Annotated in this window: 13 protein-coding genes; 9 read left to right on the forward strand and 4 right to left on the reverse strand. The window is 64.8% G+C overall.

Features of this window, described 5'->3' with window-relative positions; all coding sequences use genetic code 11:
* Window positions 1–4: 4 nt before the first annotated feature.
* Genes HV783_RS16450 through HV783_RS16460 form a run of 3 tightly spaced genes read right to left on the reverse strand, consistent with a single transcriptional unit; the run spans window position 5 to window position 2,841 of the window.
* Window positions 5–1,213, reverse strand: coding sequence for a hypothetical protein (locus HV783_RS16450; protein WP_175189496.1), 1,209 nt, complete (start codon window positions 1,211–1,213; stop codon window positions 5–7).
* A 54-nt stretch (window positions 1,214–1,267) separates the two neighbouring features.
* Window positions 1,268–2,281, reverse strand: a complete 1,014-nt coding sequence (locus HV783_RS16455; RefSeq protein WP_144657792.1) for a hypothetical protein — start codon at window positions 2,279–2,281, stop codon at window positions 1,268–1,270.
* Between the two features lie 2 nt (window positions 2,282–2,283).
* The gene (locus HV783_RS16460; RefSeq protein WP_254603915.1) at window positions 2,284–2,841 is read right to left on the reverse strand and encodes a hypothetical protein; all 558 of its coding nucleotides are present in this window, start codon (window positions 2,839–2,841) and stop codon (window positions 2,284–2,286) included.
* A 196-nt stretch (window positions 2,842–3,037) separates the two neighbouring features.
* Here HV783_RS16460 and HV783_RS16465 point away from each other — a divergent pair, with 196 nt between their 5' ends.
* From HV783_RS16465 to HV783_RS16490, 6 genes are all read left to right on the forward strand, one after another.
* Window positions 3,038–3,484: a MarR family winged helix-turn-helix transcriptional regulator gene (locus tag HV783_RS16465; RefSeq protein WP_064528830.1), complete on the forward strand. Its 447-nt coding sequence runs from the start codon at window positions 3,038–3,040 to the stop codon at window positions 3,482–3,484.
* A gap of 85 nt (window positions 3,485–3,569) precedes the next feature.
* On the forward strand, window positions 3,570–4,109 hold the full coding sequence (locus HV783_RS16470; RefSeq protein WP_254603916.1) for a YybH family protein: 540 nt from the start codon (window positions 3,570–3,572) through the stop codon (window positions 4,107–4,109).
* A gap of 22 nt (window positions 4,110–4,131) precedes the next feature.
* Window positions 4,132–5,100, forward strand: coding sequence for a quinone oxidoreductase family protein (locus tag HV783_RS16475; RefSeq protein WP_175189498.1), 969 nt, complete (start codon window positions 4,132–4,134; stop codon window positions 5,098–5,100).
* Window positions 5,101–5,113: 13 nt separating this feature from the next.
* Complete coding sequence (locus HV783_RS16480; RefSeq protein WP_175189499.1) at window positions 5,114–6,001, forward strand: SMP-30/gluconolactonase/LRE family protein; 888 nt, start codon at window positions 5,114–5,116, stop codon at window positions 5,999–6,001.
* 31 nt (window positions 6,002–6,032) lie between these two features.
* Window positions 6,033–6,335, forward strand: a complete 303-nt coding sequence (locus HV783_RS16485; protein ID WP_054415662.1) for an ArsR/SmtB family transcription factor — start codon at window positions 6,033–6,035, stop codon at window positions 6,333–6,335.
* Between the two features lie 79 nt (window positions 6,336–6,414).
* Entirely contained in the window at window positions 6,415–7,389 is a 975-nt protein-coding gene (locus HV783_RS16490) for a zinc-dependent alcohol dehydrogenase family protein (RefSeq protein ID WP_144657798.1), read from the forward strand.
* Between the two features lie 30 nt (window positions 7,390–7,419).
* Here HV783_RS16490 and HV783_RS16495 read toward each other — a convergent pair whose 3' ends face one another.
* Window positions 7,420–8,556 (reverse strand): hypothetical protein, encoded by a 1,137-nt coding sequence (locus HV783_RS16495; protein WP_254603917.1) that lies wholly within the window; start codon window positions 8,554–8,556, stop codon window positions 7,420–7,422.
* Between the two features lie 233 nt (window positions 8,557–8,789).
* On the opposite strand from HV783_RS16495, the gene HV783_RS16500 reads away from it, so the two are divergent.
* From HV783_RS16500 to HV783_RS16510, 3 genes are all read left to right on the forward strand, one after another.
* Window positions 8,790–9,563, forward strand: coding sequence for a hypothetical protein (locus HV783_RS16500; RefSeq protein ID WP_175189500.1), 774 nt, complete (start codon window positions 8,790–8,792; stop codon window positions 9,561–9,563).
* Window positions 9,564–9,890: 327 nt separating this feature from the next.
* Window positions 9,891–10,730, forward strand: coding sequence for an AraC family transcriptional regulator (locus tag HV783_RS16505; RefSeq protein ID WP_116792446.1), 840 nt, complete (start codon window positions 9,891–9,893; stop codon window positions 10,728–10,730).
* A 111-nt stretch (window positions 10,731–10,841) separates the two neighbouring features.
* Window positions 10,842–13,145 carry a TonB-dependent siderophore receptor gene (locus HV783_RS16510; protein WP_254603918.1) on the forward strand — a complete coding sequence of 768 codons (2,304 nt, stop codon included), beginning with the start codon at window positions 10,842–10,844 and terminating at the stop codon, window positions 13,143–13,145.
* Window positions 13,146–13,230 lie beyond the last annotated feature (85 nt).

Below are 13,230 nucleotides of genomic sequence, written 5' to 3' on the forward strand. Positions count from 1 at the left end.
GCCGTCAATAGTCCCGAACCGCATCGAACCAACGCAGCGCCTGCGCCTCCGTCACGCCCAGCTCGGCCAGCCGCGCGAGCTGGCTGAATTGCCACACGGCCTCGCCGATGTCTTCGCGCTCGGCGGTCTCGATGCCCTTCATCCCGTTGAAATGGCCGGCGAACGCCTGGATGGCCGACTGCGCCGCGTCGGCGTCACGGGCGCCCTGCAAGGCATCGAGGGCAATGTCATAGGCCGCGTTGGCCGACTTCGCCATGCGGCCGCTCCATCCTGAAAACGGCCGCCCATATTCGCTTTGCCACCACTGCGGCTTGCGCAGCTTGCAGACCGACGTATAGTCCGCCCACGCCCGGACCTTTTCCCGCGCCTTCAGTTGCGCCTTCAAGCGCTTGCCGGCGTCGTCATCGACGTTAAAGCCAATGAACCGTTCCAACAGCGGCCAGGTGTCCAGCGGCGGCAGGCCCGCCAGGTCCGGCGCGAAGCGGATCTCCAGGCTCTTCAGATGCGGCAGCCGGGCCAGCGCGTCCCAGTCGGCGAAGCCGCCCCACAACGACAGGCGCTCCAACCCGGCAAAGCGCTCGATCCCCTGCAGCGATATTGGCTGCGCCAACGGCTCGCCGTACAGCGCCAGCGTCGTCACCGACCGCAGCATGCCCAGGTCGGGCAACTCATACGGCGCCTGGCTGGCGCGCCGGCCCAACGCGGGATGCAGCGACAGCATGTCCGGCGTCGCCCCCGTGACGGCGATCCGGGAAAGATCGCCCAGCAGGCCCAGCCGCAACCCGCCTGGCACCGTGATGTCCAGATGCCCCGCCACCGCATCGAGCCGGATCTGCAGCGTCTGGATATCGGCCGCGCGGGCGTCGATGCGGCGCGTGTCGGCAAACGCCGGCGCCCAGGTGAACTGTTCGATCGGACGCCGCTCGGACCAGCGCAGGAAGCCGCTGTCATTGCCGTGGTAGTAGAGGTGGCGCGGCCACGGCGACCCGGCCGGGGTGGCGAACGGATCGAACGCCGGCCAGTGAATCACGTCATCGAGCGCCACGCGCAGATCGGCCTTCGGGTCCACGCCGGCCGGCCCGATGACCAGGTCCCCGCGCCCCGCCTCCCTGACCAGCACATGGCTGTCGGGCCCGGTCAGGCCCAGCCGGAAACGGCCATCACGGGTCACCGACCCCGCAGGTTCGCCGGACACATCGATGGGTTCGGACACACCACACTCCCTTTCGTCAGCAAGATTCAGCACGCCTGCCGGGCTGGCAAGCGGTCACAACGTCATGGGGGGCTGCTCTTCGATCCGGAAAGACAGCTCCCTTTGCCCCAGCGCGCCGGCGTCCACGTATTCGAATTCCACGCGCTGCCCCGGCTGGGCGGCGGGCCCGAGATGGTCGACCCGATACATCACGCCGCCCACGCGGTAATTGTGGGCCAGCGACACCGTGAGCGAGTTCGGCGTGCGCAGGCGATACGTCACGGCCTCTTCCACCACCCCGCGCACGCCCTGCTTGTGACGCGCGCGCTTCAGGCGCGGACTGCGCATGCCCAGCGCCAGCCCCATCAGCGCCAGGACCGCCGCCAGCAGGATCACCGGCGGCACGAACAGGCTGACCGCCAGCGGCGCCAGCGCCGCCAGCAGGAAGAACTTGCGCACGCCCCGCTCTTCGCGTCTAACGTTCTCGCGATCGGCGTCGCTGATCTCCTCGAGCGACGTCCAGGCCTGCCCGCTCATCGGGTAATCCACCCGCAGCAACAGGCCCGGCGCATCCGGCAGCAACGGCAGCACGTGCAGCCGCACCGGCAGATCCGTCAACGCCACGGCGTCGGCCGGCCGGGCGCCGCTGCGGGTATCGCTGGTGACCTCGTTCCAGAAAGGCAGCGCCACCTCCACCCGCTGTTCGCCAAACACGTAGCTGATGCCCGGCCGCTCGCCCGGCCCGAAGCCGGTCAGGTGTCCGGACACGATCTGCTTGGTCCCCCGCCCCTTGAGCGCGCGCGCGACGCTGCGCCAGGCGCGCGGCACCCGCAGCAACCGCCGCCCGAAGAACGCCACGCCCACGCCCGCGCCGACGGCCACCAGCAACACCATCACGCCATCGGCGCCGCGCAGCGAGCGCCATTCGGACACGGCCAAGACGCCGACCAGCAGGATCGTGCTGCCCAGCAGCAGGAACACGAGCAGGCAGGCTATCAGGGCCAGCGTCTTGCCGCGGGTGCATCGGCGCAGCAGCGCAATGTCGTCGCCCGTCAGCGGGGCCTCTTCGATCCGCAGGGCATCGCTCATGCTCAATACGTCGCGAACGGCACTTCCACCTTCAATGCCGCGCCACCCGAGGCCGGGCGCAGACTGTAGGTGGTGACGCCGCCATCGTCGTCGGCCAGCGAAGCATCTTTGCGCGTCACGGTGTAGCGCTGGTCGCCAATCTCCAGTGCATCCCGCGCCGCCGCGCGGGCATCGGCCGGCACCAGCAAGCCGCCCCGCGCATCCGCGCCGCCGCCGAATTCGTGCCCGGCCAGCGCCCCTTCGACGCGCAGCAACTGCACGCGCGGCAGGTACGGCGCGGCGTCGAGGTTCCAACCGTTGGTCAGGTCGGTGATCCACGGGCCGGGAATGTCGTAGGTGCTTTCCAGCTCGGCCTCGGTGACCGCTTCGCCCTGCACCACCAGGCAGCACACCACCTTGCCGGCCTTGGCGTCGAAGGCCGCCCACTTGCTCGCCACCGGCGCGGCGGCGGGCAGCATCGAAAAATGGAATTGCTTGTCGAGCCGGGAATCGGAGACCTTGCGCCATGCGCCGACCTGCGGCTGCTTTGCGTGGACGATCGTGGACGCCAGAAGGGTCATGGCGAAAACGCTTGCTCGGAACAATGAAGGTGTCATCTGGCGCGGTATGGATAGGGGAGCGGACGCATCGACCCGCAATGCAATGTTGCGATAGTCTAAGGCACGCCGGGCTGGCGGCAGTCTCGCTGCCGCATGGTCTTTACAAATACGCTTATATGCCCGTAATATTGCGCCATCATCTGACCCGATCCGACCCATGAGCCAACAAGACCTGCCTCCCGGGGTTTGCAATAGCACCGCCATCCGCAAGGCCGCCCGTCACCTGGGCCGGTTTTACGACCAGTGCCTGGCCCAGGCCGACCTGCGCAACACGCAATACGCGATCCTGAATCTGCTCGCCACGCGGGGGCCGCTCACGATCGCCGAATTGGCCGAGCACCTGGTCACCGATCGCGCAACGATGGGACATAACCTGCGCCCTCTCGAGCGCGACGGGCTCATCCGCATATCCATAGGCAGGCAGGACCGCCGGGAAAGGGAAATCACCCTGACCGACGCCGGCGTGAAGATGGAAGCCGCGGGCAGAAAGGCCTGGCAACGCGCCCAGCAACAGTTCGAGGCCGTATTCGGCAAAGAAGACGCGCTGGCGATGCGGCGCATCATGCACCGCATCACCACCCTGGACCTTTCGGTTCCAAGCTAATCCCCGTCCCGCCCCCTTCAGCCGCATTGCGTGACGCGCCCAGGTTCCGTCAATGCCTCCAAATATGGGCATATAAGGCTAAATCATGTTGAACCCCTCTCTCACGATGCCGCAGGCCGCCTTGCGGCTGCACAAAATGAAGACGGCATTCACAATGGCGCTGCTCGGCGGCATGGCCAGCGCCATGCCGCTCGCCGCCCACGCCGGCGCCGGCGCCGCATTCACGCTCGCCGATCGGCAACAGGTGCAAGCGGTCTTTGAACAACAGGCCCGGGCGGCGACAGCCCACGACCTCGACGCCTTCAGCGCTGTTTTCGCCCCGTCCGGCGCCGAGGGCGACCCGGTGACGTTCATCGCCCGGCCATACCAGTTCTGGGGCAAGGCCGAATTGATCGAACACTTCCGCGAGACGTTCAAGGGCATCTGGAAATTCGAGCCCGACCTGGCAAAGCTGCGCATCGTTCCCCTGACGCCGGATGTTGCCCAGCTCTACGCCCCGACCCGGATCACCTTGGGACGCACCGCCGCCGACGCGCGCACGGCCGCCTACCTGGTCTACGAAGTGGCGGTACGCACACCGGCGGGCTGGCGCATCGGCTCGATCGTTCCCATTTCCGCGCAATAGCGATCCAGGAAGGAGATTCACCATGAAAGCAGCGGTCTATTATGAAAACGGCTCGCCTGACGTGTTCCGCTACGAAACAGTCGACGAACCGGTCTGCGGTCCCGATGACGTGCTGATCGGCATCGAGGCGATCTCCGTGGAAGGCGGCGACCTCATCAATCGCGAGATCCGCCCGTTGGCGCGGATTCCCCACATCGTGGGATACCAATGCGCCGGCACCATCCTGGACGTGGGCGCGCAGGTGCGCGACCGAAAACCCGGCGATCGCGTCGTCGCGGTATTGGGCTGGGGTTCCCATGCGCAACGCGTCGCCGCGCCGGCCGCGGACACCTGGCTGATCCCCGCGACGCTGGACACGGTAACCGCCGCCGCGGTACACGTCGCCTGGGGAACCGCGCATGAATGCCTCTTTGCGGCAGGCGGCCTGGTCGCCGGCGAAACCGTATTGATACATGCCGGCGCCGGCGCGCTCGGATTGGCCGCCATTCAACTGGCGCATCGCGCCGGCGCGACGGTGTACGCCACGGCATCGGACGACGCGCGGCTGGCGCGGCTGAGCGCCTATGGCATGACGGCAGGCATCAACTATGCCAGCAGCGACTTTGTGGAGCAGATCTCCCGCCTCACGGCCGGGCGTGGCGTGGATGTCATCGTCGACAGCATCGCGGGCAGCACCCTGGCGCGCGGGGTCCGGGCGTTGGCCTACAAAGGCAGGCTGGTGACAGTGGGCGTGTCCGGGCGCGACCAGGAAAAACTCGATCCGGTAAGCCTCTGGCGCGGCAACCAGAGCCTGCACGGCGTTTTCTTCCCGACGCTCCTGGATCAAGAGCACGCGCGCGTGCACGCCAGCGTCCAGGCGCTGCTGCAGCGCGTGGACGCGGGGGAACTGCGCGTGGCGATCGACAAGACATTCCCCTTGAGCGATGCCCGCGCGGCGCATCGCCATGTGATGTCCCGGCAGGCCTTCGGCCGGGTCATCATGATCCCCTGACCGGAGCCCTTCCATGTCCAGACTTCTCACCAGCCTCTTGCTCGCCGCGACCCTGGCGAGCAACGCCTGCGCCGAATCCACGGCAATCAATGTCGTCGCCGACGGCCTGGGTTTTCCAGAAGGCACCATTCTCGTGAACCAGACGCTGTATTTCGTGGACTACCAGGCCTCGACGGTAAACAAGCTCGACGCCACGGGCCACAAGGTGGTTGCCGCCCTGCCCGGCTGCGGCGCCAATGGGCTGGCGGCCGCCAACGGCACGCTGTGGGTGGCCTGCTACGACGGCGGCGTGATCGAGAACATTTCCCTCGATGGCAAGCGACTGGGCGCTGTCCGCCAGGCGCGATCGGGCGAACGATTCAACCGCCCCAACGACCTGATCGCCAACCGGCGGGGCGACCTCTATTTCACCGCGTCCGGAGAGCGGCCGGGCGAAGGCAAGGTCTTTTTCCTGCCCAAAGCAAGCGACGTCGCCGAGGAAGTGGCCAGCGGCCTCGACAATGCGAACGGCATCGCGCTGGCCGCCGATGACCAAACCCTGTATGTCGGCGAGAGCGGCACGGACAGCATCCTGCAATACCAGACGGCCGGCGACGGCACCTTGACTCATCCCCGTGTGTTCGCACGGCTCGACGCCCTGGCCCCGCCCTCGTCCAAGGGGCGGCATACGCCGGATGGCGTTCGCATCGGACCGGATGGATTGATGTACGTCGCCCTGTACAACGGCGGCGGCTATTGGGTGCTGGACCGTACAGGAGCGTTGCTGCAGGTGCGGGACATCCCCGGCGAGCACCACTCGAATCTGGCCGTTGCGACGGAACCGCCAGACATCTACGTGACAGCCCTTTCAGGTTCGATCGGCCGCATCTACCGGCTGGCGCGCGGTGGCTCGCGATATTGACATATCGCGAAGTTCCGATATCATCCTTCCCATGGACCTGCTCGACGTCTTCAAAGCCCTCTCCAACCGCACGCGCCTTGAAATCCTGAAGGGTTTGAAGGACCCCGTGAACAGCTTCCCCCCGCAGGACGAGGGAGATGTGCATACGGTCGGCGTCTGCGTCAGCAGCATCCAGGAAGGCGTCGGGCTATCGCAGTCCACGGTGTCCGACTACCTCGCCACGCTGCAACGCGCCGGCCTGGTCGAAGCCACCCGCATCGGCTCCTGGACGTATTACAAGCGCAACGAAGCCGCCATCAGCGCCCTGGCCGAGATCATCGGGAAAGAGCTGTAGGGTTCCGGCTTTGCTTTTTTTTGACCCATCAAATCGACATTTTGCGATATCCCGTTTTACCGAAATAAGGATCCACTCCATGAAAGCCATCGTACTCACCGCCTTTGGCGGCCCCCACTCCTTGCAACTGCGCGACGTTCCCAAACCCGTTCCACAACCCGGCCAGGTCCTGGTACGCGTCCACGCCACCTCCATCAACCCGCTCGACTACCAGGTCCGCCGTGGCGATTACCCCGATCTGGTGCCCCTGCCCGCCATCACCGGCCACGACGTCTCCGGCGTGGTCGAAGCCGTCGGCCCGGGCGTGACGGCCTTCGCCCCCGGCGATGAAGTCTGGTACACCCCGCAGATCTTCGATGGCCCAGGCAGCTACGCCGAATACCACGTGGCCGCCGAGAACATCATCGGCAGGAAGCCCGCCTCGTTGAGCCACCTGGAAGCGGCCAGCCTGACGCTGGTCGGCGGCACCGCTTGGGAAGCCCTGGTGGTGCGCGCCGGGCTGCGCGTCGGCGAAAGCATCCTGATCCACGGCGGCGCCGGCGGCGTCGGCCATGTCGCGATCCAGCTCGCGAAAGCCATCGGCGCCAGGGTCTACACAACCGTGCGCGAAGGCAATGTCGAATTCGTGCGCGGCCTGGGCGCCGACGTCGTCATCGACTACGAGAAGGAAGATTATGTCGACGCGATCCAGCGCGAGACCGGCGGATGCGGCGTCGACGTCGTGTTCGACACCATCGGCGGCAACACGCTATCGCGCAGCCCCGACGCGCTGGCGCAACTGGGGCGCGTCATTTCGATTGTCGATATCGCCCAGCCGCAGAATCTGATCCAGGCCTGGGGCAGGAACGCCAGCTTCCACTTCGTGTTCACACGCCAGAATCGCGGCAAGCTGGATGAGCTGAGCGCGTTGGTCGAGCGTGGTCAACTGCGGCCGCACGTGGGCGCGGTGTATTCGCTTGCCGATATTCCGGCGGCGCATGCGCGGCTGGAGGGCACGAATAATGGGTTGCGGGGGAAGATTGCGATTGCGGTGGCGGACCGGGCCGCTGCGTAAACCGCACCAGCCCGCCCTCCGCGGCTACGCTCAGGGCGCCGTGCCGATCTGCAGCAAAGTGAACTCGCGGCGCATGTACCGATTCATCACCTCGGCCAGCACCGGATTGCCGGCATCATCCGCCTTGGGCGCGGTCGCCCTCACGACCGCGGCGCACAGCTTGCCGGCCTGCACCGTCGTGCCGGCCACCTTGGCATCCTGGGCGCCAGCCATGCTCTGCTTCCAGGCGGCGCGGATCCCATCGACGGCCTGCCTGGCCGTAGCGCAATCGGCGTAAGCCAGGGAAATCACGACCGCGGGCAGCTTATTGACCTGGGCATCGGCCAGGATCCCCGAGAAGTACGGCGGAATACCCTTGCGGTTCGCTTCGACGGCTGCCTTGAGATTCTGCTTGGCGATATCCGCATCGACACTCGTCGACAACAGCACCTTCGCGGGATCCACCGTGGCCAGGCCCATGATGGGAGAGATGACCGCGGCCTGCACGATCTGCCCCCGGTCCGCGGGCACGCCTTCCTTCAGCCCGGCAAGCGAGGCGGCCACGATTTCGCTATCGGCCACCGACGGCGTGGGTTGGGCCAGTATCTGCATCCCCTTTGCCGAAGACGCCTGGATCAGCGCCCGGTTCAACGGCAGGACAAAACTCGGCATGCCCATCATGCCGCGCCAGGGATCCTGCTGGTTGGCCTTTTGCAGATTCATCTTGCCTTCGCTGTCATTGGCGATGAGGCCCGGCGCATCGCCCTCCACCGCGGCAAAATCGATGCGCTTGAGGCTGGCGACCAGCTTCCCGACGGCCTCCTTGTTCTTCAAGCCCCAATAGCTGATGTTGGCGGGCGCGCGGCCAAATCCGGCGAAGAAGGCCACCTCATCGAACGGCACCTTCGCGTTCTCTGACCAGGACTGCAAGCCAGACCCGATGGATTCGAGCGGCCGGATCTGTCGCGCAATGCTCAGCCGCCGCATGCCGTCCGCCGAGGGCCCAGCCGGCTCCAGGCCGCGCCAGGCCTGCACATCCAGGAAAACGATCTGCATCGCGTCGGTACTGGACAGCACCACCTGCGGCATCTGCTTCAAGGCCTGCCGCAGTGTCAGGGTGCTGTCCTGGGCCGCGGCCGTGGCGGCGAACCCTGTCATCAAACACAGTGCAAGGGCCTTCATGCGCATTCGGGTTTCTCCGTTTTCTTGATCTGTTGGGGGACGCTGCGGGAGCGAAGATCGTACCGCAGGGATGGGTCGTTCTTACCCGTGACTCTTGCGATCTGTGCCGAGCCATTAGCTGATGTAAATGCCGCAGCGCATCCCCAATCTTGGAGATGCGCGCGTCGGCGGGTTTCGAATATTGTCCCCCCCGTCCACGTTCCCCATCCCGATACCGCACAACGCGCAGGACCGCCGCCATGAAAATTGCCAGTCGAATCATTGCCCTCGTCATCTGCAGCCTGGCCTCCCCATATGCCCTGGCGGCATGTGAGGCTGAACAGATTCAAATGTATGGCCCGGCCAATGCAAATCAGCTCAACGAAGATCTGCAACGGTATCAGCGGAGCTTTCAGGACAGTAAAAGCACTTCTTCGATAGACCGCGACATCGACATTACAAGGGATGAATTGGGCCGCATTCCCCCGGGCATTTATAAAACCTGGCGGACGTGCCAGCTCGGCGCCCTTCAGAAAGCCAGGGATGAGATGCTGAAACAGGCGGCCGCCAGTTCGAGTCCGAATGCCAAGAAGACCGCATCGGCCGGCGCCGCCGCCAATGCCTCCGCCAAGCCGAAGCCGGCAAGCCAGACGCTGGTTTACGGCCCCAACCAGAGCGAATGTCTCAAGCAAGGGCGGACGGCCGACGGCTATATCACCTACACCAACACCTGCAAGGCATCAGTGGCTGTCGGCTACTGCAATGTGTACGCCGCCAAGGGGCAGAAGGACGGCACAGTCTGCGCCTCGCACAACAGCGAGTTCTCCCGCACGAAACGGACCTACGTCACCCAGGACCTGGGGCTCGCGCCCGGCGCCACGCACCGCCTGGCATATCGCTACGACACGCAAGCCACGTTCATCGTCGCCTGCGTCGGCGGGCAGCCCCTGATCGAGTCGTTCGACACGAATCAGATCAGCGTCGGCAGCAAGGCGCGCACGGCCTGCTGGCGCTTTGCGTCCAGCAAGCCGTAGGCTGCCGCACCGACATCCGTATGTGACGCCGCGCGCCCTGACGCGGCAAACGCGAGCAATGAAAAAAGGCGCCAAGGCGCCTTTTTCAATTACCGTTCGCAATGCGACACCACCTCCTCACTTATGACCGGCGTCCCGGACATCGTGGCTGGCGAGTACCCTGCCCGAGCAACCGACGGCTCCCGCCGCAGCCCGTACAGCACGACCGGGCAGCACGGTGAATCGCACCTTGGTTTTGGCGCCACTGGACGCAATTGAGCAAGATGACCATAATATTTTTCGTTCAGGCCAAAGCCTCATTTTCCAGTCGAGCCGCTACGAGACACCATGTCGCGCGTCGCAATCACCGATCTAACCGTGCCAAGGGATGTCGATAGCGTCTCGCGCCCCGTTGTCGCCTTGAGTGCCACATCGGTAAGAAAGGACTGGGAGAACGCGAGGCACCAGCATCGCAAGGCGCAACTGATCTACTCCGTGCGAGGCATCCTCAACTGCGAAATTGAAGACGGCGTCTGGATCGTGCCGCCACAGTGCGCCATCTGGATACCGGGAGATTTACCCCATGCGGCGCGCGGGGCCGGTGAAACGGAATGCTATTGCCTGTTTGTCGAGCCGGACGCCACACCGGATCTTCCCAAAGACTGTTGCACGATTTCGGTATCGCCACTTCTGCGCGAATTGCTGCTGCGGGCGGCCGGTTTTCCTGAGCTATACCCCCTGGGGGGACGGGAAGACCGGTTGATTGCCGCGTTGCTCGACGAGCTGGTGGAAGCGCCCGTCGAAGACCTGCATCTGCCCATGCCGCGCGACGCGCGCTTGCGCCGCTTGGCGCAAATGATGCTGGCCGATCCCACGGACAAGACCTCGAAAGCCGACTGGGCTATTCGCATCGGCATGAGCGAGCGAAGCATGAGCCGTCTTCTGCTGCACGAAATTGGCATGAGCTTCGGACGCTGGCGTCGGCAACTGCATGTGATCCTTGCCCTGCAACGCATGACCAAGGGCGAAAGCGTGCAAACGGTGGCTTTGGAGCTCGGGTACGAAAACGCGAGCGGGTTCGTAACGATGTTCCGCAAGGCAATGGGCAAGCCGCCGGCACGATACCTCTCGGATCGCCTGAACGGCGAAGCGCTGACTGGCGTTCCCGGCATCACGCTTCCCGATTGAATGCCCTGACGGGATCTGGCCTAACTGAATAACAATCTGGCCCAGTTTCGCCATGTGGCCGCCCCATGCGCAGTGTTTAATTTGGCATCCAAATGCAAATGAGTCTTGTTGATGCCTACTCTCACCCCCGCTGGGAAGCCCCGTTGGCCGATGAATATGCCGAACGAACGCTTCGTCCGTTCTCGTCCGGATGGTCACTCCATGAGGGCTGCGCCCCGTAGCGCGCTCGGCTCGGCCGCCGCGGCCGTATTTTTCATTAGCGCACAGGGCGTATTTGCCGCGGAACCCGCGCCGGCCCAAGCCGAGGCGCGGGAAGCATCTCAAGGGGAAATCGCTTTGCCGGCCATAACCGTAACCGGCCGCACGGATACGGCGACCACCGAAGGTACGGGCTCTTATACGACGGGCGAGACAACGGCCGCCACCCGCCTGCCGCTGTCGCTGCGGGAAACGCCGCAGGCGGTCACGGTGATCACGCGTCAGCGCATGGACGACCAGCAGTTGAATTCGGTGCAGAGCGTGCTGGATAACACGACGGGCATCACCTCCTACCAGTCCGACAGCGAACGAACGAGTTTCTATTCGCGTGGTTTCCTGATCAACAACGTTCAGTACGACGGCATCCCCACCGTCGTCGGCAACACCGTCAACGGGAGCGGAATCGGTTCCATCGATACCGCATTCTATGATCGCGTCGAGGTCGTGCGCGGCGGGTCCGGCTTGTTGACCGGCACCGGCAACCCGTCGGCCGCCATCAATCTGGTGCGCAAGCGACCGACCCGTGATTTCTCGGCCGCCGCTTCGCTTGGCGCGGGGAGCTGGGACACCTACCGGGGCATGGGCGACATCTCGACGCCGCTGACCGAGGACGGCCGCATCCGCGCCCGCCTCGTCGGCACTTACCAAGATGGGCACTCGTACCTTGACGGCTACAGACCGGAAAGGAAGTCGTTCTACGGCATCATCGAGGCAGACCTGACCCCGGACACGACGGTGAGCCTGGGCTATGACTACCAGGACATCACGCCGAAGGGCGCCACCTGGGGTGGATTGCCACTATGGTTCAGCGACGGCACGCAGGCGGAATATTCACGCTCCAGGACTTACGCGCAGGACTGGAGCCATTGGGACAACACCCTCAAGACGGCGTTTGCCGAGGTCGAGCACCGCTTTGACAACGGCTGGAAACTGCGTGCCATCGCCAACCAGTACCGCACCGAATCCGACGCCAAACTGGCCGGCCTGGTCGGCCGCCCCGATCGCGCCACGGGACTGGGATTCTTTCCCTCCGGGGCCTATCCGGTAGCACTGGCGTCCGAAGCCCGCAGCCGTCAAAACACCTTCGACGTGATGGCGAGCGGCCCCTTCAAACTGCTCGGCCGCCAGCATGACCTGGTGGTCGGGGCGACGAGTTCGCGCCGCACGGCCAGCCAGGAGGACATCGCGCCGTTCTATCCGGGCTTTACACCGGTCAACATCTATGACTTGACTCCGGCCTTGCCCCGCCCCGACTTCGAAGCCATGCCCTGGATACCGACCCGCACCCGAATCAAGCAGAGCGGTGTCTACAGCGCGGCCCGCTTCTCGCTGGCCGCGCCCCTGAAACTCATCGTGGGTGGCCGCTTCAGCAACTACGAAATCGACGATACCGCCGACGGCAGCTCGCTGCACTACAAGAAGCGCAACGAATTCACGCCGTATGCCGGCCTGATCTACGACATCGACAACACCTATTCGGCCTACGTCAGCTATACGGGCATCTTCAACCCGCAGACCGACTATCGCGACAGCAATGGCAACGTGCTCACGCCGTCAAAGGGAAAGACCAAGGAAATCGGCCTCAAGGGCGCTTACCTGGACGGGCGCCTGAATGCGTCGGTGGCCTTGTTCGAGACCCGGCTCGACAACGCGGCGCAGATCGTCGCCGGCTCCTATACGCCAGCCGGCGGCCAGGCCTACAAAGGCGCGGACGGGACGAAATCCCGAGGGATCGAGCTGGACTTGCAGGGCGAGCTGGCGCGTGGCTGGAACATCTATGCGGGTATCGCTCATTTCACGGCGCAAGACGGCGATGGCGTTCGCTTGAATTCGCAACTGCCGCGCACCACCGCGCAGCTTTTCACCACGTACCAGTTGCCGGGGGATTGGAGCAAGTTGACGCTGGGCGGAGGCATCAAATGGCAAAGCCGCTTCTACCAGGCGCCCAATACCGGCACCAGTTCGCTGGGCGGGGAACAGGGCTCCTATGCGCTGGTATCGCTGATGGGCCGTTACGACGTCACGAAGCAGACCAACGTCACCGTCAACGTCAACAACGTTCTGGACAAGAAATACGCGCTGCAAAAAGGCGATTTCGACACCGTGGGTTATGGCGCGCCACGCAATGTGATGGTCACGCTGAACTATCGGTATTGATTTGAACCCAGGCGAACGCTTCCGCAGTCGCAAACCCATCGAGAAAGCCCTTATGCCCCTCAAGCCTCCCCTGCCCCCCGCGCAA

The sequence above is a fragment of the Achromobacter dolens genome (assembly GCF_902859745.1).
GTDB lineage: Bacteria > Pseudomonadota > Gammaproteobacteria > Burkholderiales > Burkholderiaceae_B > Achromobacter > Achromobacter dolens.